Source organism: Streptomyces sp. NPDC043680 (genome assembly GCF_056436685.1).
This window is the reverse complement of the sequence record NZ_JBWKCE010000004.1, coordinates 115,634-138,470: the sequence shown is the minus strand read 5'-3', so window position 1 is coordinate 138,470 and position 22,837 is coordinate 115,634. Positions and strand designations below refer to the sequence as shown.

Below are 22,837 nucleotides of genomic sequence, written 5' to 3'. Positions count from 1 at the left end.
AACAGCACCTGTACGGGGGAGCACCAGATGAGAAGAAGCATGTCCGCGGCCGTGGCCGCCGTCGTCCTGGCGGGCCTGATGACGGCCGCGGGGCCGGCCGTGGCGGCGGGGACGACCGTGGTGGCGGGGACGACCGGGCCGGCGTGTACGCCGGACATCCTCAGGCTGCCGGCGCTCGGGGCCGGGCCCGCGACGGACAGCGCCGTGCGCGCCTTCGGGAGCGGTGGCCTGCTGGCGGGCGACAGCGCCGGACTGCCCGTGTACTGGACGGCCGACCACGCGGTCCACACCGTCCCGATGCCCGAGGGCTTCGTGTTCGGCGAGGTCCGCGCCGTGAACGCGAAGGGCCTGATGGTGGGCACCGTCCGGCGCGCCAACGACTACGGCAGCGCCGTCGGGTTCACGTACCAGCAGGGTGCGGCGGCGGTCCGGCTGGTCAGCGGCGGAACCACCGCGAGCGCGGTGACGGACGTCAACGACTCGGGCCGCTTCGTCGGCATGGAGGCGGGCGTCGCCAAGGAATGGCTGAACGGCGCCGTGGTGCGCGAGCTGCCCGTCCCCGCGGACGCCCACCCGAGCACGAAGATCGTTTCGGTGGACGGGATCAACGCGCGCGGCGACATCGTCGGAACGGCCCTGACCTCCTACGTGGAGGAGGACGAGCTCAGGAGCATGAGCTTCCCCGTCGTGTGGCCCGCGGGGGGCGGCTACCCGCCGTACAGCCTCCCCGTGTGGACCCAGGACGACCGGACGGTCCACACGTCCGCGGCCGGCATCGACGACCGCGGCCGGGTCGTCGGACACGAGGACCGCAGTTACCGCGACTGGCAGGAGCGCAAGCCGGCCATCTGGAAGAAGCCGTACGACGCCCTGCCGAACGATCCCGGCCGGGTCGCCGGCTATGAGCACCTCACCTTCGACGCCGTCAGCCCGAGCGCGAACGTGGCCGTCGGATCGGCCGTCACGTTCGTCGACGGGTACCCCAACTTCCTTCATGCCGCGTACTGGCCGGGCGTGGGGGCCCCGATGGCACTCCCGCACCCCACGGGCGCGAGCCCGGACTCGCGCAGCTCGGCCTTCGCGGCCTCGGACGACGACCGGGTGGGCGGCACCTTCTACGACTGGGAGGCCATGAAGAGCAGCGCCGTGGTGTGGAGCTGCGCGAGCAAGCAGGCCTACGTGCCGAAGTAGCAGGGTGCTGCGGCTTGATGACCGGGTGTGGGTGACCGGGTGCGTGGTGGCCGTGGACATGGTGACCGGGTGCGTGGTGATCCCTCGCGGGGTGACCGGGCGTATGGTGACCCGCGCGTGGCGATCGCGTGGGTGGTGACCGCGTAGGTGGTGACCGCTTAGTGGTCGGCTCCGGAAGTCCTTCGGGGGTTGATCAGGCTGCCGGAGCGACGGAGGATTCTTCTTATCGGTCGGCGGATGCATGTCGGTCGATCCGGGCCAGTAGATCGTCCAGGTCGGAGGTGGTGAACTTCCACTGGAACGGCTGCGCCGTGGCGTTGTAGCGGTCTTCGAAGGCTCGGAGCCGGTCCCTGACCTCGATGAGGTCGGTGAAGTCGTTGGGCGAGAGGGCCTTGCGCTGGACGGCGGAGAAGTAGATCTCGACTTGGTTGAGCCAGGAGGCGTGCACGGGGGTTGTGGACCATGACCGTGTTCGGGAACGCCGCGGTGAGCCGGTCGGCGGCCTTCTGGCCGCGGTGGGAGGAGCCGTCGTCGACGATCCAGAACACGCGCCTGGCGCTGGCGTAGCGTTCGACGCTCATTACCCGGGTGACCAGGTTCATGAACGGGACGATGCCGGTGCGCGGTTCGGTGCGGCCGCACATCGTCGCGGCGTGGACGTCGTAAGCGGCGAGGTAGGCCAAGCGCCGCCGCGGCCGTAAGTGTGGCTCACCCGCATCGCGCGGATCCGGCCGGGGGCGAGGGTGGGATGGCAGCGGCAGCGGGCCTGGATGGAGGTCTTCTCGTCCGCGCTGATTACGTACTCGCCCTTGCCGAGCGATTCGCCCTGCCAGGTACGGGCGTAGAGGTCCAACACCTGCTGGGCCTTGGCGCGGAAGTCCGGATCGGTGATGAAGATCCAGGAGCGGTACTGCCAGGGTTTGAGCGCGTCCTCGGCCAGCCAGCGAGGCCAGCGCCTTGACCTGGGCAGCCTGCAGCGCCGTGAACGAAGGAGGGCGGCCGGGGCGACTGCGGTCGGCCAGACCTGAAATGCCGTCCTCGGCGAACCGGCCCCGCCACTTCCGCACGGTGTCCAGGTGCAGGCCCGTCTCCCGGGCGATGCCCGCGTTGGGGCGGCCCCTGGCCGCATGCAACACAATCTGCGCACGTATCCGGGCCTGGTGGGGGTCTTGTGGCCATGGGCCATCTTCTTCAGCCGATGCCTTTGCGAGGCGGTCAGCGACATCGGGCAGGCGGAGGCAACGGGCAAGGCAGGCAGGCCGATCAGCAGAAGTAGATCTCCTGGAGGTGGGGGAAGAGACAGACCCGGTGGACTTGGCCCAGGTCTCCTCGTACCTGACCGGGCACTTCCAGCGGTTCTGTCGCTACTGCATCCGCGCCACCACTCCGGCCGGCGGTGGCCTGCGTCCACGGCCCGGCCACCGCCGCCGCCCATGAGAACGAGGAGGGGCGGGTCGCACAGGGCACGCATCAGGGAGCAGTGGATTGACCCGGAGGCGGGTCAGCGGGTATCGGTTCGCATCGTGGTGACTGCCACAGTGGTGTAGTGCATTGTGAAGCTGCCTCCTGCCGCGTCGATGGCGGCGCCGACGCCAGCCAGCACGTCCTCCAGCTTGGTCTGCGGGAGCCGGGTGAAGGCGCCCTGGGTGGGTAGCTGATCCAGCCACTCGTCCCGTGTGTAGGGCTGTTGCCAGTCGAATCGCCACTGCTCGGGGTCGGCGAACCCATCCACCTCCCGTATCCCGTCGGCTGCCTTGGTGGACAGTGCCGTGTACCCGACCACGGCCGGCACCGTCCATTGACGTGCGGCGAGCGAGTCGGGCATCACCCGGCGGTAAACCTCGGCGAAGGCCTTTGCCACTGCGGGCAAGGGCTGACCCGCGTTCCAGAAGAGGGCCAGCAGACCGCGGGGACGCAGAGCCTGTGCCGCCTGGGCAGCCCCAGCAACCGGGTCCACCCAGTGCCAGGTCTGTCCGGAAACGACGGCATCGAACTCTCGGCCCGCCGGATCCCAGGCTTCGAACGCCGCCACCTCGACGTCGAGTCCACGCTGGCGTGCCAGGTCGGCCATCCGAGCGTCGACGTCGACACCCAGCACCCGACATCCGGCCGCCTCGAACTGCCGGGCCACGATGCCAGTGCCACAGCCGACATCGAGGACATCGCGGCCAGGGCTGGCGGCAACGATCCGGTCCACCAGCGCTTGGGGGTAGCTGGGCCGAGCCCGGTCATAGCGTTCCGCGTCCGAACCGAACGACTCCGCCACCTGCCGGTTTTCATGGGATGCGTGTTCGGAGCGAGGAGTTCGCTCCGGCGGTAAAGTGGGCATGCGCCCACTATTAGTGGGCGCATGCCCACTCGTCAATCCAAACAGACCGATCAAGAAAACAAGGAGAGGCGCGATGCCTACGGGAGTAGCCATCCGCGACGTGCGCGGCCAGCTGTTCGACGCCGCCGAGCGCGTCCTGCTCCGGGACGGACCGAGCGCGCTCACCAGCCGGGCGGTCACCACGGAGGCGGGCTGCGCCAAGGGCGTCCTGCACCGGCACTTCGCCGATTTCGATGCCTTCCTCGCCGAGCTCGTACAGGACCGCATCGCCCGTATCGACGACCGGGCGGCCGCCCTGCGCAAGTCCGCCGGAACCGGCACCGTCGCCCACAACCTCACCCAGGCATTGCTGGACCTGTTCGAGCCGGTTGCGGTGGCTATCGTCAGCCTCGTCACCTCGCGGGACGGCCTGCGCGCCCAACTGCGCGAGGTCAGGCCCGCCGGCGTCCCGATCCTCACCGATGCCGCGACCGCCATCGTTTCCTACCTCACCGCCGAGCGCGAACTCGGCCGCATCAGCGCGGACGCTGACCTCGACACACTCGCACCCACTCTCATCGGAGCCGCGCACATGCTGTTCGCCGACCGACAAAGCATCCCGCCAGCGGCTGGAGACGTCCGCAAAGTCGTGAACGCAGTCATTGCCGGCGTTGAGCAAGAACCGCTGCGGTGAACGCCCCGACAGCAGGCGCATACCCAAGGTTCGGGCACCCGCACACGGAAGAGGCGGCCTTCACGTACTCGAGCCGGACTGTCGTCGTGCATGGCGATTCTCGTCAATGAGCGTCCGTGGCAGCCAACAAGCAGGGCATCCCGCCTCGCTGCCCCCGACATCCGGCCAGGCACCACCACGTACAACACGGGGCCCGAAGTCAACCCCCGAAAGACTTCCAGAACGGACCACTTAGGTGGTGACCGCGTGCGTGGTGTCCGTGCGTGGTGACCGCGGGCGTGGTGACTGCAGGCATGGTGATCTGAGCGCCCGCACGCTATCGATGGGCTCATGGAGAACCCCTCGCACCCTCCCGCGCCCGGTCTGCCCGCGCCTCCGCCGCCCGGTGCCGCCGCCCTGCCTCCCGGTACGTACGCCGGGCAGGTGGTCCTCGTGACCGGCGGGGGCACCGGGCTCGGCAAGGCGATCGCCGCCGAGTTCGCCCGGCTCGGCGCGGACCTGGTCATCGCCGGGCGGCGGCCCGAACTGCTCGCGGCGGCCCGGGAGGAGCTGGCGGCCGTCCCGGGCGCGGGCCGGGTGTCGGCGGCCGTCTGCGACATCCGGGACCCCGAGCGGGTCGCGGAGGTCTTCGACGCGGCGCAGACCGCGCTCGGGCCGCCGGACGTCCTGGTCAACAATGCGGCCGCCAATTTCCCCTGCCCGGCCGAGGACTTGTCCCCGAATGCCTGGCGGGCCGTCGTCGACACCACCCTGACCGGCACCTGGTTCATGACCCGCGAGTTCGGTCGCCGCCACCTGGCGGCCGGCACCCCCGGGTCGATCGTGAACATCGGAGCGTCCTACGCCTGGACGGGCGGCCCCGGCTTCGCCCACAGCGCCGCGGCCAAGGCGGGGGTGAAGAACCTGGTGGAGACGCTCGCCGTGGAGTGGGGCCCGTACGGCATCCAGATCAACGGCCTCGTCCCCGGCCTGTTCCCGCACACCGACATGACCGGGGACATCCGAAGCGGCCTCGACCGGGCGGCGCCCGGCGGTCAGGACGGCCGCCAGCCCGCCCTGCGGGTCGGCGCGCCGCGCGAGATCGGCTGGGCGGCCACCTTCCTGGCCTCCCCCTACGCCCGCTTCGTCACGGGCCACACCCTGGTGGTCGACGGCGCGAACTGGCAGCGCCGCTCCCTGGTCAACCCGGAGGTCACCCCGCTGCGCGAGCAACTGGGCCGCGGTCCGTTCGTCCCGTGAGGGCGGAGCCCCGCGTCCGGGATCGGTGGGTTCGGGGGCGTCCCGTCAGTCCACTGTCCTTCCGGGGCGGGCCGGTTTCCGTTGCCGTGTCTCCTTGCGGGGCCGAGTGTCTCCCCCTTCCGAGCCCAGGTCAGGTCAAGCCGCAGACGGCGACGATGAGATGGGCATCCGGAGGCGTTCCCTTCGCATCGGATCGCTACGCGCTTCGCCCGGCTCGGCGTCCGCGGTCCGTCTGGGTTGTCCGCGCTCAGCCTCCGGTGAAGCGGGGCGGGCGGCGGGTGGCCTTGGCCGTGTAGCCCTCGCGGCAGTCCTCCGAGGTGAGGGTGAGGGCCGCTGTCAGGGCCACGCGGTCCAGGGCCGGGGGCAGGGCGGCGTCGGCATAGGCGTCGATCGCGCGCTTGATGCCCTGGACGGCCAGGGGTGCGTTCGCCGCGATCTCCGTCGCCAGCTCGCGGGCTGCGGTGTCCAGGGCGTCGCGGGGTACGAGGAGTTGGACGAGTCCGAGGCGTTCGGCGGTTGCGGCGTCGATGCGGCGGCCGGTCAGGGCGAGGAGCTTGGCCCAGCCCGCACCCGCCTCGCGGGCGATGCGCAGATCGCCGCCTGCGTCCACCGCCACGCCGAGCTGCGCCTCCGGCAGGGCGAAGACGACGTCCTCGGCGGCGATGCGGATGTCGGCCATGAGGGCCAGCTCGAAGCCGAAGCCCAGGCAGTAGCCCTGGACGGCGGCGAGCACGGGTTGCGGTAGGCGTCCCAGGACGGCGAAGCGCTCGTGGGCCCAGCGGATCCCCTCGTAGTAGTTGCGGGTCCGCTCGGCGGGCGAGGCGCCTGTGATGGCGCTGCCGGGGGCCGTCACGTCGATGCCCGCGCAGAAGGCCCGGCCCTCCGCCCGCAGGAGGACCACGCGTACCGCCGGGTCGAAGCGGATGCGGTCCGCCAGCAGGCCCAGCTGGCGGGTGGACTCCCAGCTCCAGCCGTTGAGGGTGGCCGGGCGGCAGAGGGTGAGGAACGCGATGCCGTCCTCGACCTCCAGACGGATACGTTCCTCACCCTCTGCGATCTCCGTGCTCGTGGTGTCGATCAACGGCCCCCCAGCGACTGATGGGCCGTCAGCTTAAGGGGGCGGTGCTCAGCGCGGGAAGAGCTCGAACGCCACCGCAGGGCGGCCGCCGAAGCGGGCGGCGGCCTGTCGGGCGTTGTCCGTGAGGAAGCTGCGGCAGTACTCCTCCGGGTCCTGGTCGGTGAGGACTTCTATGTACGCCTTGTGCTCCATCAGGGACCTGATCGAACGCTCCAGGCCGGGGCCCGCGTCCACCGCGTGCGTCGGCGTGGACGAACCCGCCACGGCGACCCAGCGCACGCCGTTCCACGGCTCCAGGCCCTGTTCGGAGATGAGCTCCGGGAAGATCCACCGGTTGCCCGCGTCGGCGGCGGCGTCGAGGGCGGCCCGGCCGACGGCCTTGTGGTCGGGGGTGTTCCAGTAACCGCCGCCGCCCTGGCCGCCCCAGGTGTCCCGGTGGTTGAGCGTGACCAGCAGCTCGGGGCGGTACCGGCGGATCGCCGCCGCGATGTCCCGGCGCAGGTCCAGGCCGTACTCGACGACACCGTCGCGATAGTCGAGGAACTCCACCGTGGAGACCCCGACGACGGCGGCGCTGGCCCGCTGCTCGGCCTCGCGCAGCGGGGCGCACTCCTCGGGCGGGAGCGTGTCGATGCCCGCCTCGCCGCGGGTGGCCAGCAGATAGACGACCTCCCGGCCGCCGTCCGTCCAGTGTGCGATCGCGGCGGCGCCCCCGTATTCCAGGTCGTCGGGGTGGGCGACGACGGCGAGGGCGCGCTGCCAGTCGGCGGGCATGGGCTCCAGGGGCGCGAACTGATCCATTCCTTCGGTCATGCCCGCACCCTAGATGATCGATTCCCAGGGATCGGCTGCGCGTATGAGGCAGGGGAGCAGAGTTGGGCGCCCTCGCGACCGCGTACGGGTACTGTGCGAGCCACAGCCGCTTCTTCTGGGGCCTTCGGCTGCACCGGGTGTGCACCCTCCAGGGCCTGCCGGTCGCCTTCGCCCTCACCGGAGCGAAGGCAGACGAACGCGAGACCCTGCTGGACCTGCTCGCGGCCGAGCAGGGCATCCGGCTCCTGCGGCCGACCTGCAAGAGCGAGCCAGAGCAGCCCGGCGCACGACTGTTCGCGCTGGGCGGGTGCTCACTCGGGGATCTCTGCTCGGCGGCGCGGGGTGCGATGGCGGCGGTGGTAGGAGACGGTGACGACGGCGGTAAGTGGGCCCCAGAGGAACAGCGGCTGGTAAAGGATGCCGACGACGAGGTTGCCGGTCTGCGTCATGTCATCGTGAGGAAAGGTCCACCACCAGGGGACGGAGGACCAGAGCAGGGTCAGGGCCGCCGCGCCGAGGGCGGCAGGAACCACGGCGGCCATGGGGCGGACTGTTCGCCCTCCGATCAGCGGTATCCAGTGAGGCACGACCTCGCCCCACGGCCGTACCAGACCGATCGTGAGGAAGGCTGCGAGCTCGCAGAGCACGCTGAGTGACAGCATCCATACCTTCGCGCCGACCGTCTGGAAGCTCTCGAAGCCAACGTCGCTGTACCCGGCGGGGTATCCGAGCACCAGGACAATGCGCCACAGTCCGCTCGGCAGGACCACCCATGTCGTCAGATGCGCAGCCCATGCAGCCCAACGGGGCGGCGGCGCTCCGGAGATGACCGTCGAGTCGGTCGATTGAATGCTCGTGCCACACATGGTCACGCGCAGCCAGACAGGCTTCATCAGCCTGCGCGACCGACCCCTACGGCCCCGTGGAACGAGAGCGGGACGGTGGCCTCCCCCGCATGGGGAAGGCCACCGTCACCCTCCGAAGCCATGGCCTCCGCGAAGCCTGCCGCGCTTGGCTTCGCCCGGACCGGCCCGCGGGAGTCTGCTCCTGCGGGCCGGTGGAGGGTCAGAAGGTGACGACCGAGCGGAGGACTTCACCGCGGGACATGCGGGCGAACGCGTCTTCGACCCCGTCCAGCGGGATCGTCTCGGACACGAAGGCGTCGAGGTCGAGACGGCCCTGCAGGTAGAGGTCGATGAGCAGGGGGAAGTCCCGCTCCGGCAGGCAGTCCCCGTACCAGGAGGACTTCAGGGCGCCGCCGCGGCCGAATACGTCGAGGAGCGGGAGTTCGAGCTTCATGTCCGGTGTCGGGACGCCGACCAGGACGACCGTTCCGGCGAGGTCGCGGGCGTAGAAGGCCTGCTGGTACGTCTCGGGGCGGCCCACCGCCTCGATGACCACGTCCGCGCCGTTGCCGCCGGTGAGTTCCTGGACGGCCTTGACCACGTCCTGCGTGCGGGCGTTGACGGTGTGGGTGGCGCCGAGGCCCCGCGCCCACTCCAGCTTGCGGTCGTCGAGGTCGACCGCGATGATCCGTGCGGCGCCCGCCAGCCGCGCGCCGGCGACGGCCGCGTTGCCCACTCCCCCGCAGCCGATGACCGCGACGGAGTCGCCGCGTCCGACGTTGCCGGTGTTCAGGGCCGCGCCGAGGCCGGCCATCACCCCGCAGCCGAGGAGTCCGGCGGCGGCGGGCGAGGCGGCCGGGTCGACCTTGGTGCACTGCCCGGCCGCGACCAGCGTCTTCTCGGCGAACGCCCCGATGCCGAGCGCCGGGGAGAGCGGGGTGCCGTCCTCCAGGGTCATGGGCTGCGCGGCGTTGTGCGTGGCGAAGCAGTACCAGGGGCGGCCGCGCTTGCAGGCGCGACAGGTGCCGCACACGGCCCGCCAGTTGAGGACCACGAAGTCGCCGGGCGCGACGGAGGTGACGTCCGGGCCCACGGCTTCGACCACCCCGGCGGCCTCGTGGCCGAGGAGGAAGGGAAACTCGTCGTTGATGCCGCCCTCGCGGTAGTGCAGGTCGGTGTGGCATACCCCGCAGGCCTGGACCTTGACCAGTGCCTCGCCCGGTCCCGGGTCGGGCACGAGGATCGTCGTCGTCTCCACCGGTGCGCCCTTGCTCCGTGCGATGACTCCTCGTACGCGATGCGTCACGTCGTACCCCGCTCTGATCGGTTCTGTCTGGATCCACGAACGTACACGGACGGGGCGGCGCAGGGGAGTTGTGTCACGCCGCGGCGTCGGCGGTGGCGAGTTCCGGCGGTAGCGCGGCGCGAAGTGCCGCCCCGAAGGCGGCCACGGCCGGGTGGGCGGCGGCGCCGCTGCGGAAGGCGACCCTGGTGCGGCGTTCCATGCGGAGGCGGGTGAGGGCCACCGCCGGGTCCGCGGGTCCCATGACGCCGAGCTGCGGTACGACGGCCACGCCCTGGCCGGCCGCGACGAGCGCGAGCACGGTGGCGAACTCGTCGACGTGGTGGCGGATGCGCGGGCTGAAACCGGCGGCCTGGCAGGCCCGTACGGTCATGGCGTGGCAGAGGGTGCCCGGGGTGGCGACGATCCAGGGGGCGTCCGCGTGGCTCCGCAGGACCGCCCGCTGGTCCGCGGCGGCCTCGGCGGGGGCACCCGGAGCCTGGGGCGCGGCGAGGTACATGGCTTCGCCGTAGAGCGGCTCGGCGGTGATCCCCGGCTCCTGGGGCGCGGGCACGAAGTCGTACTCGTGGACCAGCGCCACGTCCAGGTCCCCGGCCCGCAGCGCGTGCGCGACCGCCGCCGGGTCGGTCTCGGAGACCATCGGCTCCAGCCCCGGGTGCAGCCGCGCCAGCGCGACCAGGGCGGCGGGCACGACGGCCCGGGTGGCGGTGGGGAAAGAGCCGATCCGCAGGGCACCGGCCAGTCCGCTGCGCGCTTCGGCGAGATCGGCCTCCGCCTGCTCCAGCCGCTCCAGTACGGCATCGGCGTGCCGGACGAGGTGCTGTGCGGCGGGGGTGAGGCGGACCCGGCGGCCGGTGCGCTCCAGGAGGGGCAGGCCGGCTTCGCGTTCCAGGACGCCGAGTTGCTGGGACACGGCCGAAGGGCTGAAGGCGAGGGCGTCGGCCACCGCCGCGATGGTCCCGCGGCGGGCGAGTTCGCGCAGCAGGCGCAGGCGTCGTACGTCGAGCATCGACTCAGCTTACGGTTGAGGTAAGGAATGCGAACTGGATTTGGCGCTACAGGGCCGCCAGGCTCGTCGGCATGGCACAAAACCTCTCCCTGTACGGGATTCACGTACCGCTCGTCACGCCCTTCACCACGGCCGGGGCCGTCGACCCCGGCGGCCTGGAGGCGCTCGCCCACCGGGTGCTGGACGAGGGGGCCGACGGGATCGTCGCCCTCGGCACCACCGGCGAGGCGGCCACCCTCGACGAGGCTGAGCGCGACCTCGTCGTCGACATCTGCGCTCGGGCCTGCCGGGAGCGCGGGGCGGTGCTGACCGTCGGCGCGGGGGCGAGCGGGACACGGGCGAGCGAGGCGGCGCTGGCCGGCCTGGCGCGGTGGCCCGAGGCGCGGGCGGCGCTGGTAACCGTGCCGTCGTTCCTGCGGCCCTCGGCAGCCGGGGTGTTGGCTCATTTCACCCGGCTGGCCGAGGTGAGCCCCGTGCCGCTGATCGTCTATCACATTCCGTACCGCACGGGGCAGCCGCTCGACGCGGCCGCGCTGCGGGCGCTCGGGGAACTGCCGGGGGTCGCCGGGGTGAAGTACGCGACCGGCGGCATCGACCAGGACACGGTGGCGCTGCTCGGTGACCTGCCGGACGGCTTCGCCGTGATGGCGGGGGACGATGCGTACGCGTCGCCGCTGCTGGCGCTCGGGGCTGCGGGCGGGATCCTGGCCTCGGCGCATCTGGCGACGGCCCGGTTCGTGGAGCTCGCGGCGGCTTGGCGGGCAGGTGAGGCCGCTCGGGCGCGGGAGCTGGGGCATGCGCTGGCCCGGCTGTCGGCGGCGGCCTTCGCCGAGCCCAACCCGGCGGTGATCAAGGGGGTCCTCCATGCGCAGGGCCACATCCCGACGCCGGACGTGCGCCTGCCCCTGCTGCCCGCGAGCGCGGCCGCGGTACGGGCCACGCTGGCGCAGCTGGCGCGCACGCCGTAGGGCCGGGCGGCCGGGGGCCGGAGTCCGAGGACACTGCCCGCGCCCCGGACCCCAGGGGACGGCGCCCGGGCCTCCGGGCCCCCGTGAGCGGGTCCGGGGCTCCGGATCACGGCGGGCGACAGGGCGGATCGCGCCGGAAAGGGCGTGCGATGAGGGATTCGCCTGCAACAGGTGGGACGCCCGAATCGGATACGGATAGAGGCGACTTGTCCGTTTTACCTTCGGGGTCCTTTAAACCGTGATGTGAGTCACTGCGCCGACCTCAACATCATTTGCCCGCCGGGGCACCATTCCCTTTTCCCGGAAAGGATTTCGGCTATTGGCCGGAGAAGTCCCCAAGGTCATTTTCCGGGCCGATACGGGGAAGTCGATCACCCGGTGGAATTCGAGCCTTGTTCCCGCCCGGCGGACTCGCTTACGGTCACGTCGTTCCCGGCGGGCAGCTGCCGAATCCGGCCGCCGCCAGGGCTCTCCCGTACCCCACACGTGAGGAATTCCGCCATGCCCGCACTGGGTAAGCACCGCCGCCCCAAGCAGAACCCGGTCGTCCGCAAGCTGGCCTTCGCCGGCACCGGCGGAGCGGCCCTGGCCCTCCCGCTGATCAGCGCCACCACCGCCGGGGCGGCTGTCACGCAGCCCGCCGCGGCGGCCGCGGCGAACACCGTGGCGCTGCCCGCGGCCAAGGTGACCGCCGAGAAGAAGGCCTCACCGGCGACCTACTCCGTGGCCGTCGGCGACACCCTGTCGAAGATCGCGGCGGAGCACTCGGTGAGCGGCGGCTGGCAGGCCCTCTACGCGGCCAACAAGACCGCCATCGGCAGCAACCCCTCGGTCATCCGCCCCGGCCTCAAGCTCAGCCTCGGCACCGCCGCGAAGGCGGCGGCCGCCAAGGCGAAGGCGACGCCCGCCGCCGCCAAGCCGGCCGCCACGTACGCCAACAACCTCGACGGGTGGATCCGCGAGTCGCTGAGCATCATGGCGAAGCACGGAATTCCCGGCAGCTACAACGGAATTTATCGCAATGTGATGCGCGAATCCTCGGGCAATCCGCTCGCCATCAACAACTGGGACTCCAACGCGGCGGCCGGCATTCCCTCCAAGGGTCTGCTCCAGGTCATCGACCCCACCTTCCGCGCCTACCACGTTCCCGGTACGTCGCTGGACTCGTACGACCCGGTCGCCAACATCACGGCCGCCTGCAACTACGCGGCCGCCCGCTACGGTTCGATCGACAACGTCAACGGCCCCTACTGACGCGGGCCCACCGGGTGCCCACCGGGCACCCGCGGGAAGACCGGCCCGCTCCGCGCGGCGTCAGAGCCAGCCCTGGCTGCGGGCCGCGCGGACGGCCTCCATGCGGTTGCGGGTGCCGGTCTTGCCGATGGCCGCGGACAAGTAGTTGCGCACCGTCGACTCCGACAGGTGCAGCCGCTCCGCGATGTCGGCGACGGTCGCCCCGTCCACGGCGGCGTTGAGCACATCGGCCTCACGCGCGGTCAGCGGGTTCGGGCCCGCGCTGAGGGCCGCTGCCGCGAGCGCGGGGTCGATCACCGTCTCCCCCGCGAGCACCCTGCGGACCGCGGCGGCCAGTTCCTCCACCGGCCCGTCCTTCACGAGGAACCCGGCGGCCCCCGCCTCCATCGCCCGGCGCAGATGGCCGGGCCGGCCGAAGGTGGTCAGGATCAGCACCCGGCAGTCGGGGCAGCGCGTGCGCAGCTCGGCTGCCGCGTCGAGGCCGCTGCGGCCCGGGAGTTCGATGTCGAGCAGGGCCACGTCGGGCTGGACGCGGAGCGCCGCGGGCACGATCTCGTCGCCGGCGCCGACCTGTGCGACCACGTCGATGTCCTCCTCCAGCCCGAGCAGCAGGGCCAGGGCGCTGCGCATCATGCCCTGGTCCTCCGCCAGCAGGACCCTGATCATCGACACTCCCCGTTCCCCCCTGCTTCGGCCGGCTCCGCCGGCAGCTCGGCGGTGACCCGGAAGCCGCGGTCCGGTGCCGGTCCGCTGCTCAGGGTGCCGCCGGCCGCGGCGAGGCGCTCGGTCAGGCCGGTCAGCCCGCTGCCCGCCGGTGTCGAGCCTACGCCGCTGCCGTCGTCGGTGATCACCAGGCGGACCCGTTCCACGGAGCTGCGGACCTCGATCTCGCACCGGGTGGCCCGGCTGTGCCGGATGGCGTTGGTGACGGCCTCGCGGACGACCCATCCCAGCAGCGCCGCCGACTGCGGGGGCAGCGGTGGTCCGGACTCCCGGATGAGGGGCTCGATGCCCGCGGCGGTCAGTACGCCCCGGGCCCGGTCGAGCTCCGCCGCGAGGCTGGCCTCGCGGTAGCCGGTGACCGCCTCCCGGATCTCGGTGAGCGCCTGGCGTCCCACGGACTCGATGTCCGAGACCTGGCCGAGGGCCGCTTCCATGTCGCGGGGTGCGATACGGCGGGCCGCCTCCGCCTTCACCACGATCACCGAGAGCGTGTGGCCGAGCAGGTCGTGCAGATCGCGGGAGAACCGGAGCCGCTCGTGGTCGACCGCGGCGCGCGCCAGCTCCTGACGGGTCTCGTGGAGCTCCTTCACCGCCTCGGACAGGGCGAGGATGGCCGCGGTGACCATGCCCGACAGGAACGTCCCGTAGACGATGCCGAGGGCGTCCCAGCCCTCGTCCCGCGCCGCGACCACCCCGGCGAGGGCGGTGATCACGACCATCACCGGGGCGAGCGCCCGGCCCCGGACCACCGCACCGGCGGCGAGCCCCCAGAGCGGGAAGAACAGCAGCCAGTTGTCGCCGTAGGCGAGGCCGAGGGCGCAGGTGACCGCGCCGAGCGCGGCCAGGCACCAGCGGGTACTGAGGTGCTCGCGCGCCCGCGTGACGAAGGCGCGGAACACCAGGGTGACGTAGAGGGAGTTGAAGACGAGCAGGCCGAGCCCGCCGATCCAGGGGTTGGGCGTCTCCCCCTGGATGATGTTGGAGATGGCCCCCATGCCCACGAGCAGCCAGGGCAGCAGGGTGTGGACGCCACGGATCTCCGATGTCCGCCTCATCGGGTGCTCCGTCCTCCTGCGGCTTCCCGGACGGCCGGCCAGGCCGTGGGGGGCTGTGGGCGTCGTGTGCGTCGTGTGCCTCGTCTGCGTCATGTACGCCACGGTAGGAACCGTGCCGGGGCCGGCGGCAGATGCATCCGTACGGAACCCGGTAGTACGGATGTCACTGGTCAGGGCTCGGAACGCGGGTCCCGCGGACCCGGCGGGCGCGGACCAGGGTGCGCACGGGGGCCTGCAGGCCGTAGCCGACGTTCTTGCGGAGGGCTCCGGCCCCGGCCCGTTCCACCGCGGTCAGCTGGTGGCCCATCAGCTCGGCCATCGCCGCGATCACCGGGCGCAGGCCCGGCTCGACGAGGTCGAGGATGCCCGCGGTGGCGGCCAGCGCGGTCCGGGCGCGTGCGCACTCGGCGCCGAGCAGCTCCCGCACGGCAGGGGTGTCACGGGCCCGTTCCAGGTCGGCCCGGGTCACGCCGTGCTCGGCGAGGTGGGCGCGCGGCAGGCAGAGCCGGCCTTCGGCCAGGTCCCCGGCGAGGTCGGCGAGGAAGTCCACGCGCTGGGCGGCGTCGACGAACCGCCGCCATCCGGCCGCCTGTTCCCCGTCGGGGCCGCCCTGGTACTGCAGGCCGGTGAAGACCAGCAGCCCCGGCCAGGCGTAGGCGTCGAGGTAGCCCTGGAAGTCCTCCTCCGTCGCGAAGCCGTCGAAGCGGGCCTCGGCCGTGGCCGCGCCTTCCAGGAACCGCTCGACCCAGTGCACGGGCAGACCCCGGGCGTCGACGGCGTGGGCGTACGCGCGCAGCAGCGGGTCGGGGCTGTCGCCGGTCTGCAGCGCCGCGTCCACCCGCTCGGCCAGCACGGCCAGACCGGCGGACCGTTCCTGCAGGGTGCCGGTCTCGGCCACGTCGTCGACCAGGTTCATGAATCCCACCCCTGCCGTCAGCCAGGGCACCAGCGGCGGCGCGGCGAGCAGCCGCAGCGTCAGGTACGGGGCGGGTTCGCGGCGCAGGACCCGGCGCGCCACGTGCGTGTAGTCGGCCCGCAGGGCAGGGCCGGCGATCCCGGCCGCCGTGAGAGTGGTGCGCCAGCTGGGCATGGGTGGTGAGCTCCTCGAACGGTGTGCGACCGTGCGCGCGTGCGTACGGGTAGGGGTACACGGTCTCAGGAGCGGTAGACCTTCTTCACCTTGCCCTGGGTGTCGGCGTAGAGGTAGCCGCCCTGCCCGTACTCGTCGCTCAGGTAGGGCCGCATCGAGGGGGTCTGGTCGAACAGCCAGGGCTCGACGATGACGTAGCGGGAGGTGGGGTTGGCCACGCCCAGCTCCTGCTTGGCCTTTTCGAGGAGGCCCGGGAGGGCGTCCCAGTTCACGGTGGCCATGTCGATCAGCGGCTCGTCCTCCTTGATGGTGCCGCCGGGGCCCGTGCGCCTGGCCTCGCCGTCGCGGTACTCGTAGCGGTCGTACGTCTTGGCTCCGGAGGCGGTGGGGATGGAGGCGAGCACGTACTCCTCGTAGACCACCATCTCCACGAAGGCGGTGGTACCGGTCTTCTGCTTGAACGCCTCGATGGCGGTACGGACCTTGGCCGGGGCGAGCAGGGAGCCCTTCGGGGCGGTCTTGCCCTTGGGGGTGGGGCTGGCCCCCCGGGTGGCCGGGCCGGCGGAGGGGGACGCGCCGGAGGAGGCGGTGGGGCCCTTCGCGGTGTTGCGGCCCGTGGAATTGCCGTCGGGCAGGAACTTGAACAGGACGACCGCGCCGACGGTCAGCACCAGCGCGAGCACCCCGCCGATCAGCGCGGCGCGCCGGCCCGCGGGGCGGGTCACCGGGACGGGACGGGTGGCCGCGTACGGGGAACCGCCGCCGGGGGTGAACGGAGCCGCGTAGGGCTGGGGGTGAGTGGACTGCGGACCCTGGGCCCGGGGAGGCGGGGTCGGCGCGCTGGGCGGTCCGTACTGGCCCAGGGACACCGGGGGTACGACCGGCGGGGCGGGCGCGGCGGGCGCAGCGGCACCCGGGAGAGCGGCGCTCGCGTTCCGGAGCAGCTGTTCCAGCTGCTCCGCGTCGGGCCGCACGGCCGTGTCCCGGACCAACAGCCGTTCCAGGACGGGGCCCAGCGGGCCGGACCGCACCGGCGCCGGGATCGGCTCGTCGAGCACGGCGACGACGGTGGCCAGGCTGGTCGCCCGGCGCAGCGGATGGACGCCCTCCGCCGCCACGTACAGCAGCATGCCGAGTGACCACAGGTCGGAGGCGGCGAGCCCCTCCTCGCCGCGCACCCGCTCCGGCGCGATGTACTCGGGCGAGCCGATGAGCACCCCGGTGGAGGTCAGCGCGGTCGAGTCGTGCAGCGCCGCGATCCCGAAGTCGGTCAGTACGGCGGACCCGTCCGGACGCAACAGCACGTTGGCCGGTTTCACATCGCGGTGCAGCACCCCTTCGGCGTGCGCGGCCCGCAGCGCGGACAGCACGTCGAGGCCGAGCCGCAGCACCTCCGCCACCGGCATCGGCCCGGACCCCAGCCGGTCGTGCAGGGAGCCGCCCTTGACGAGCTCCATCACGATCCACGGATGCCCGTCGGAGCCCTCCGCGGGTTCCACGATGTGGTGGATCGTCACCACGTGGGGGTGCGCGAGGCGGGCGAGCGCCCGCGCCTCGCGCACCGCCCGCTCGCGCAGCTGGACGGCAAGCCCGGGTTGGGCCGCGGCGGTCGCCGGGTCCGGTGGACGCACCTCCTTGAGCGCGACGTCGCGGTGCAATGCGATGTCGCGGGCACGCCAGACCGTGCCCATACCGCCGGCCCCCAGGGGCGCGATCAGTTCGAAGCGGCTGTCGACCAGCTGTCTGCCGGCCTCACTCGTGTCCATGGCCGGTCATCGTAGGCGCAGCCGGTGTCAACAGCGTCGCCGGTCCACGGTCACGGCGCCCTGAGCGGTGGCCACCGTGCGGTCGTAACAGCCGTGTCCCGGGTCAGCCCCGTACACCTGGTAGCGCTCCGAGCTGGTGCCGACCGCGTGCCGCTGCTCGCGCGGGACGTTGGCCGTGTAGCTCGCGTCGCCCGTGTACCGGTCGTCGAGCCAGGACCGGTCCACGCGGTGGCCGCCGCGCAGGGTGACCGTCTCGGCGCGGTCTCCGAGCGCGATGACGGTGCGCAGGCGGTCCGCCGCGCTGAGGGTGGTCTCGCCGTCCATCGTGTACGTGCGCGCGGTGCGGACGGTGGTGGGGCCGCGGGTCACGCTCTCCTCGTCGGTCCAGGTAGCGGTCAGCGCGTCCTGGTTCTCGTCCTGCGTCCAGCGGTGCACGGAGGTGGTGCGGACGGCGCGGGTGACGGTGGTGGTCACCCGGCCGTGGGAGGTGTCCAGGCGGCCCGCGACGGTCAGCCGGTGGCCGCCCTCGGTGTCGAGGCGGTGTTGCGTGGTGGGCGAACCGGGCGTCCAGTGGCTGGAGTTGGCCGGATCGCTCTCCTCGTGCCGGGTGAGGGTCCCGGTGACGACCTCCCGGTGCTCGTCCTGCCACAGCAGCAGGTTCACCGGGGTGCTCCAGCCGCTCTGGCCGGCCGGCACCCCTGCGACGGCCACCTCGATCCGGTGCGGGCGGCCGTCGTTGAGGAGGGCGGCGTACGGGGTCAGGTCGTAGACGATCGGCTGGACGTCGAAGGCGCGGGGCGCGGGCGTGACGTACCAGAGGAAGGGGTTCGACCAGCCGCCGGTCCACACGGTCGGGAAGGGTGCGGCGATGCCCGCGAGTTGCCCGTCGACCAGGATGCGGACCTCGCGGTAGGGGCCGTCGGCGGCCTTGCAGGAGTACGGGGCCGCGTCGGGGGTGGTCATGTACCAGTACTCCTCGCAGCCGCCGCCCGAGCCGGTGGCGTACACCTCGGCGAGGAGCCGCTCGGTGTTGCGCGGGGTGGTGAGGGCGGGGGCGGTGAGCGGAAGGACGCGGTCGGGGGTGTCGGGCGCCGGGTTCCGCCCCTCGGCGGCGTAGAAGGTGAGGGTCACCTTGACGTCGATGACACCGGTGTAGGTCTCGTTGACGACGTTGCCGATGAGCATTTCGACGGGCTGGGGGCGGCTGAGCGTGTCGCGGTAGCGGGTGACGTCCTTCTCGACGGACCAGGTGATGCCGTCGGGCGAGGGCTCGGGGGTGGAGGTCCGCAGGATTTCCACGCCGCCGAGGGAGAGGTGGCCGAGGCGGTCGTACTGGCGGCCCTTGACCTTCCCGTCGAGGCGCAGGACCACCTTGGACCAGCGGGCTCCGCCGCCGGCGCCTCCCCCGCAGCCGGTCGGCGGCACGTAGCTGCCCACGTAGGGGGTGAAGTCGCGGAACTGGGCCTCGGCCAGGGTCAGCTCGCAGGAGGCGGTGGCGGGCCGGGACACCGGCGGTGCGGCGGTGAGCGGGTCGTGCCAGTCGGTCCCGAACTCCGCGGGCGGCTCGGTCGCGGGGGCGGGCTGCCCCGCGCCCCCGGAGCCGGGTACGGCACCGGCGGGCACGGTGGGTCGGCCGGGGGCGGCGCCCGCAGGTCCCGCGGCGGCGGCCAGGGTGCCTGCGGCGAGCACGAGCGCGCCGAGCAGCCCCATGATCCTGTGTCGTGTCATGGCCCCGCAGTGAATAGCGCCCGGACCCGCCGGCACCAGGCCCACTGCCCTGCCCCTGGCCGAATCTCGCCCCCGCCGTGCGCTACGCCGGCGCGGGCAGGACGGCAATGCCGTCGTCGTCCGCGTGGAAGTGTCGCCGGGACGGAAGGTGACGGTGCCGATGGTGATCGGGGCGTCCACCGTGCCCACGCCCGTTTTGCCGCTCTTGCGGGGGACCGTACCCAGGGCCTTGATGCCGAGGTCGAGGCCCGCCAGGGCAACGCTGTCGCGGACCGCGCCGTTGACGATCAGGCCGGCCCAGCCGCTGCGCTGCGCCGCCCCGGCGATCAGGTCGCCGTTGAGGGCCCTGCGCAGGGAACCGCGGCCGTCCACCACGAGGACGGCGCCCTCGCCGGGCGAATGGAGCAGCTCCCGCAGCAGGGCGTTGTCCTCGTGGCAGGAAAGCGTCCGCACCGGGCCGGCGAACAGCCTGCGCCCGCCGAACTGGCGGAAGGCGGTGGTGCAGATGAGCAGGGCTTCGCCGTGCGCGTCGTACAGGTCGCTGGTGGGGACGGGTGTCACGCTCATGTTGCTCCGGGCTCCTCACAGCCGGTACGTCGCGCCGTGCGGCCCAGCGTAGGCCCCGGCGTCAGTCCCGGGAGTGGCCGAACAGCAGCCGGTAGCCGATGAGCAGCACCAGCGAGCCGGCGATCGCGGAGCCCCAGGTGGCGGGGTCGTAGAACTCGTTCGCGATCGGCTTGTCCAGGAACTTCGCGGAGAGCCAGCCGCCGGTGAAGGCGCCCGCGATGCCGATGAGGGTGGTGCCGATCAGGCCGCCGGGATCACGTCCGGGCAGCAGAAGCTTGGCGACGGCTCCGGCGAGCAGCCCCAGGACGATCCAGCTGATGATCCCCATGCCGTGTTCACTCCGCTTCGTCGGTGCAGGTGAGTACGTGGATGCACTCTCCGGCAAGGACGCGCGTCCGACCGGTCCGGTTCTCCCGTCAGGCCGCCACCCGCTGGGTCAGCGGCACCGCGGCGGCGGGCTGCGGGCTCGGCTGCGGACCGGGCTCCGGGCTCGGCTGCGGACCGGGCTGCGGGCTCGGCGCCGCGCGGGTCAGCAGCAGCACCCCGCGGGCCGCGGCCAGCGCACCGGCGACCGCCAGCAGCAGGCCCGGCGCGCCCCCCTGCAGCCGCTCCCCCAGCAGGACCATGCCGATGGCGGCCGCGGCGAGCGGATTGGCCAGGTTCACCACGGCGAGCGGGGCGCCGAGCCCGCCCCGGTAGGCGCGCTGCGACAGCAGCATCCCGCCGACCGCGAACAGCATCACGAGCAGGGCCACCGACACGACCCGGACGCTGAGCAGGGCGCCGCCCCGGCCGGCCGCCACCGCTACCGTCTGGGTCAGGGCGGAGGCCACGGCCGAGGCCAGCCCCGACGCGGTGGCGTGCCGCAGTCCCGAACGCACGTCGCGGCGCGCGGTGAGCAGCAGGATCACGGCGGTGGTCGCCCCAGAGACGGCGAGGGCCTCGGCGAGGGTGAGGGTGTCGTCGGGGGCCGGGCCGGAGGCCGGGAGCAGCAGCAGGCCGAGCCCGGCGACCGTGGCCAGGGTGCCCCGCCATTCGGTGGCGGCGACCCGCCGGCCGGCCCGGTGCGCCCCCAGCGGGACGGCGGCCACGAGGGTGAGCGCGCCCAGCGGCTGGACCAGGGTCAGCGGCCCGTACCGCAGGGCGGCGGCGTGCAGCAGCGCTGCGGCGGCGTTGAGCCCGGCGGACCACCACCAGGCGCCGTTGCCGAGCAGGTCCCGGGCGCTGCGGGCCACGGCGGCGCGGGCCAGCCGCTCCTGGGCCACGGCGGCGGCCGCGTAGGCCACCGCGGAGGCGAGGCAGAGCAGGACGGCGAGGACGGTGGCGTTCACCGGCCCACCCCCGCAGCCGCGGCCCGCGCCCCGGTGTCCCCGGCCCCGGCCAGGGCGGCGGGCCGCGCCCGGGGCAGGTGGCGTACGACCGGCACGGACCGGGACGCGGTACGGGCGACCGGGCGCGGCACCATCAGCAGCGCCGCCCCGAGCAGCACGGTGGCGACGATCGCGTCGAGCCAGTAGTGGTTGGCCGTACCGACGATCACGAGCAGGGTCACCAGCGGATGCAGCAGCCACAGGGCGCGCAGGCGGGAGGTGGTGGCGGCCATCATGCCGAGCGCCAGCATCAGGGCCCAGCCGAAGTGCAGCGAGGGCATCGCGGCGAACTGGTTGGCCATGGTGTCGGCGGCGGGCGCGGCCCGGTAGACGGCGGGCCCGTAGACCTGCGCCGTGTCCACCAGGTGTGTGGCGGCGAGCATCCGCGGCGGCGCGAGCGGGAAGGCCAGGTGCAGACCGAGGGCGGCGCCGGTCAGGACGGCCAGCACGCGGCGCACCCACAGGTAGTGGCCGGGTCTGCGCAGGTACAGCCAGACCAGGAAGACCACGGTGGCGGGAAAGTGCACCGCCGCGTAGTACGTGTTCGCGGTGTGGACGAGCAGGTCCCCGCCGGCCCCCGGGGCCGCCTCGCCACCGTGCAGCAGCAGGCGCTGGACCACGCCCTCGCCCGGCAGGTGCAAGGCGCGCTCGGCGTCCCAGATCCGGGCGGCGTTGCGGAAGGCCTCGTCCGTGCGGTCGGTGGCCAGCAGCCGACCGGCCTTGTAGACGGCGAACAGGCCCGCGACGAGGAGCAGCTCGCGTATGAGGCGGCGCCGCTGCCCGGTGCCCGGGCCGGCGGCGGGCCCGTCGGGTGTCGTGTGGGAGGTCATTCCCCCGGTCTCTCTTCCTGTACTCGCGCTGTACTCGCGCGCCGCTCGTCAGGCCGATGGGGCACCGGTGCACGGCGGCCGGTTCCGGCCACCCGCTCCATCGACACGCCAGTGTATCGATACATTCGCGTATCGATACGCGGGTGTACCGATACGCTGCCGTTTCCCGTACACTTTTTGCAGGAACCCGCCTCAACCCGCCGCGGACCCCCCGAGGAGAACCGCCCACCATGACGTCGACGCCGCCCGCCGCGCGCCGCTCCAAGATCACCCCGGAACGGGTGCAGGAGTTCTACGACGCCGTCCTGGATCAGCTGCGCGAGCACGGCTACGAGGCGTTGACCATGGAAGGTGTGGCCGCCCGGGCCTGCTGCGGGAAGTCCACGCTCTACCGGCAGTGGAAGACCAAGCCGCAGCTCGTGGCGGCCGCGCTGCGCGCGAACCGGCAGGGCACGCTCGTCGCCGTGGACACCGGGACGCTCGCCGGAGACCTGCGCGAGGCCGCCCGGATCGCGGCGGGCAACTCGGGCCGCGACACCCGGCTCACCGAGGCCCTCGCCCACGCGGTGCTGAGCGACAAGGAACTGCAGGCGGCGCTGCGCGAGGCCCTGATCGAGCCCGAACTGGCCGCGTTCGACGCGATGGTGGCCCGGGCGGTGGAGCGCCGCGAGATCGCCCCGGACCACCCGGCCGTGGAGTTCCTCCCGGCCCAGCTGATGGGCGTCCTGCGGATCCGGCCGGTGCTGGAGGGGCGGTACGCCGACGCCGACTACCTGGTCCGCTTCGTGGAGGCGGCCCTGCTCCCCGCCCTGGGTCTGGCTCCGCTCCTGGCCCCGGCCGTGACCCCGGAGCCGGCCGTGACCCCGGACCCCGGCCGGACTCCGGCCCCCTGAACCGGCGGGCCGCCGTCACCGATGACCGGACGGCGGCCCGCCCGCGCTGCCTCGTGGGGACGGCGGCAGCGCGCCACCCGGACGGGGTGGCGGTCGCTCACTCGACGAGGGAG

At 72.9% G+C, this 22,837-nt stretch carries 21 protein-coding genes and 3 pseudogenes; 7 read left to right on the top strand and 17 right to left on the bottom strand.

Annotated features, from left to right (window positions below):
* Positions 1 to 39 precede the first annotated feature (39 nt).
* Positions 40 to 1,191 carry a hypothetical protein gene (locus AC0666_RS10315; protein ID WP_478707419.1) on the top strand — a complete coding sequence of 384 codons (1,152 nt, stop codon included), beginning with the start codon at positions 40 to 42 and terminating at the stop codon, positions 1,189 to 1,191.
* Between the two features lie 223 nt (positions 1,192 to 1,414).
* Here the strand turns inward: AC0666_RS10315 and AC0666_RS10310 are convergent, their stop codons facing one another.
* From AC0666_RS10310 to AC0666_RS10300, 3 genes and pseudogenes are all read right to left on the bottom strand, one after another.
* Positions 1,415 to 1,639 (bottom strand): hypothetical protein, encoded by a 225-nt coding sequence (locus AC0666_RS10310; RefSeq protein ID WP_468964347.1) that lies wholly within the window; start codon positions 1,637 to 1,639, stop codon positions 1,415 to 1,417.
* Between the two features lie 508 nt (positions 1,640 to 2,147).
* Positions 2,148 to 2,342, bottom strand: a pseudogene (locus AC0666_RS10305) (helix-turn-helix domain-containing protein); the annotation flags it as partial.
* Positions 2,343 to 2,692: 350 nt separating this feature from the next.
* The gene (locus tag AC0666_RS10300; RefSeq protein WP_478707418.1) at positions 2,693 to 3,520 is read right to left on the bottom strand and encodes a class I SAM-dependent methyltransferase; all 828 of its coding nucleotides are present in this window, start codon (positions 3,518 to 3,520) and stop codon (positions 2,693 to 2,695) included.
* A gap of 73 nt (positions 3,521 to 3,593) precedes the next feature.
* On the opposite strand from AC0666_RS10300, the gene AC0666_RS10295 reads away from it, so the two are divergent.
* Positions 3,594 to 4,193 (top strand): TetR/AcrR family transcriptional regulator, encoded by a 600-nt coding sequence (locus tag AC0666_RS10295; protein WP_468963581.1) that lies wholly within the window; start codon positions 3,594 to 3,596, stop codon positions 4,191 to 4,193.
* A 330-nt stretch (positions 4,194 to 4,523) separates the two neighbouring features.
* Complete coding sequence (locus tag AC0666_RS10290) at positions 4,524 to 5,432, top strand: SDR family oxidoreductase (RefSeq protein ID WP_478707417.1); 909 nt, start codon at positions 4,524 to 4,526, stop codon at positions 5,430 to 5,432.
* A gap of 247 nt (positions 5,433 to 5,679) precedes the next feature.
* Here AC0666_RS10290 and AC0666_RS10285 read toward each other — a convergent pair whose 3' ends face one another.
* Together AC0666_RS10285 and AC0666_RS10280 are read right to left on the bottom strand one after the other, a co-directional pair.
* Positions 5,680 to 6,513: an enoyl-CoA hydratase/isomerase family protein gene (locus AC0666_RS10285; protein WP_468963579.1), complete on the bottom strand. Its 834-nt coding sequence runs from the start codon at positions 6,511 to 6,513 to the stop codon at positions 5,680 to 5,682.
* Between the two features lie 45 nt (positions 6,514 to 6,558).
* Positions 6,559 to 7,323 (bottom strand): PIG-L deacetylase family protein, encoded by a 765-nt coding sequence (locus AC0666_RS10280; protein ID WP_468963578.1) that lies wholly within the window; start codon positions 7,321 to 7,323, stop codon positions 6,559 to 6,561.
* A gap of 83 nt (positions 7,324 to 7,406) precedes the next feature.
* Between AC0666_RS10280 and AC0666_RS10275 the strand changes: the two are divergent.
* Positions 7,407 to 7,544, top strand: a pseudogene (locus AC0666_RS10275) (IS982 family transposase); the annotation flags it as partial.
* A gap of 90 nt (positions 7,545 to 7,634) precedes the next feature.
* Here AC0666_RS10275 and AC0666_RS10270 read toward each other — a convergent pair.
* From AC0666_RS10270 to AC0666_RS10260, 3 genes are all read right to left on the bottom strand, one after another.
* Positions 7,635 to 8,216, bottom strand: a complete 582-nt coding sequence (locus AC0666_RS10270; protein ID WP_478707416.1) for a hypothetical protein — start codon at positions 8,214 to 8,216, stop codon at positions 7,635 to 7,637.
* A gap of 172 nt (positions 8,217 to 8,388) precedes the next feature.
* The gene (locus tag AC0666_RS10265; protein ID WP_468963576.1) at positions 8,389 to 9,474 is read right to left on the bottom strand and encodes an S-(hydroxymethyl)mycothiol dehydrogenase; all 1,086 of its coding nucleotides are present in this window, start codon (positions 9,472 to 9,474) and stop codon (positions 8,389 to 8,391) included.
* 73 nt (positions 9,475 to 9,547) lie between these two features.
* Positions 9,548 to 10,480, bottom strand: coding sequence for a LysR family transcriptional regulator (locus tag AC0666_RS10260; RefSeq protein ID WP_468963575.1), 933 nt, complete (start codon positions 10,478 to 10,480; stop codon positions 9,548 to 9,550).
* Between the two features lie 71 nt (positions 10,481 to 10,551).
* Here AC0666_RS10260 and AC0666_RS10255 point away from each other — a divergent pair, with 71 nt between their 5' ends.
* Positions 10,552 to 11,448: a dihydrodipicolinate synthase family protein gene (locus AC0666_RS10255; protein ID WP_468963574.1), complete on the top strand. Its 897-nt coding sequence runs from the start codon at positions 10,552 to 10,554 to the stop codon at positions 11,446 to 11,448.
* A gap of 501 nt (positions 11,449 to 11,949) precedes the next feature.
* Positions 11,950 to 12,702, top strand: a complete 753-nt coding sequence (locus AC0666_RS10250) for a transglycosylase SLT domain-containing protein (RefSeq protein WP_468963573.1) — start codon at positions 11,950 to 11,952, stop codon at positions 12,700 to 12,702.
* A gap of 60 nt (positions 12,703 to 12,762) precedes the next feature.
* Here the strand turns inward: AC0666_RS10250 and AC0666_RS10245 are convergent, their stop codons facing one another.
* The 9 genes and pseudogenes from AC0666_RS10245 to AC0666_RS10205 form a co-directional block, all read right to left on the bottom strand.
* Positions 12,763 to 13,368, bottom strand: coding sequence for a response regulator (locus AC0666_RS10245; protein WP_468963572.1), 606 nt, complete (start codon positions 13,366 to 13,368; stop codon positions 12,763 to 12,765).
* Entirely contained in the window at positions 13,365 to 14,480 is a 1,116-nt protein-coding gene (locus AC0666_RS10240) for a sensor histidine kinase (protein WP_478707415.1), read from the bottom strand. Before AC0666_RS10240 ends, AC0666_RS10245 begins: the two co-directional genes overlap by 4 nt.
* A 163-nt stretch (positions 14,481 to 14,643) precedes the next feature.
* Positions 14,644 to 15,570 carry a squalene/phytoene synthase family protein gene (locus tag AC0666_RS10235; RefSeq protein ID WP_468963570.1) on the bottom strand — a complete coding sequence of 309 codons (927 nt, stop codon included), beginning with the start codon at positions 15,568 to 15,570 and terminating at the stop codon, positions 14,644 to 14,646.
* 65 nt (positions 15,571 to 15,635) lie between these two features.
* Complete coding sequence (locus AC0666_RS10230; protein ID WP_478707414.1) at positions 15,636 to 17,336, bottom strand: serine/threonine-protein kinase; 1,701 nt, start codon at positions 17,334 to 17,336, stop codon at positions 15,636 to 15,638.
* A 27-nt stretch (positions 17,337 to 17,363) separates the two neighbouring features.
* The gene (locus AC0666_RS10225) at positions 17,364 to 19,064 is read right to left on the bottom strand and encodes a peptide-N4-asparagine amidase (RefSeq protein WP_468963568.1); all 1,701 of its coding nucleotides are present in this window, start codon (positions 19,062 to 19,064) and stop codon (positions 17,364 to 17,366) included.
* 189 nt (positions 19,065 to 19,253) lie between these two features.
* Positions 19,254 to 19,631 (bottom strand): annotated as a pseudogene (rraA, locus tag AC0666_RS10220) (ribonuclease E activity regulator RraA); the annotation flags it as partial.
* A gap of 61 nt (positions 19,632 to 19,692) precedes the next feature.
* Positions 19,693 to 19,959 carry a GlsB/YeaQ/YmgE family stress response membrane protein gene (locus AC0666_RS10215; protein WP_468579407.1) on the bottom strand — a complete coding sequence of 89 codons (267 nt, stop codon included), beginning with the start codon at positions 19,957 to 19,959 and terminating at the stop codon, positions 19,693 to 19,695.
* 88 nt (positions 19,960 to 20,047) lie between these two features.
* Positions 20,048 to 20,962 carry a hypothetical protein gene (locus AC0666_RS10210; protein WP_468963566.1) on the bottom strand — a complete coding sequence of 305 codons (915 nt, stop codon included), beginning with the start codon at positions 20,960 to 20,962 and terminating at the stop codon, positions 20,048 to 20,050.
* A complete protein-coding gene (locus AC0666_RS10205) occupies positions 20,959 to 21,831 on the bottom strand; it encodes a phosphatase PAP2 family protein (RefSeq protein ID WP_478707413.1) in 873 nt (290 codons plus the stop codon). The genes AC0666_RS10210 and AC0666_RS10205 overlap by 4 nt, the downstream gene beginning before the upstream one ends.
* 230 nt (positions 21,832 to 22,061) lie before the next feature.
* Here AC0666_RS10205 and AC0666_RS10200 point away from each other — a divergent pair, with 230 nt between their 5' ends.
* Positions 22,062 to 22,724, top strand: a complete 663-nt coding sequence (locus AC0666_RS10200) for a TetR/AcrR family transcriptional regulator (protein ID WP_468963564.1) — start codon at positions 22,062 to 22,064, stop codon at positions 22,722 to 22,724.
* The last annotated feature ends 113 nt before the right edge of the window (positions 22,725 to 22,837 follow it).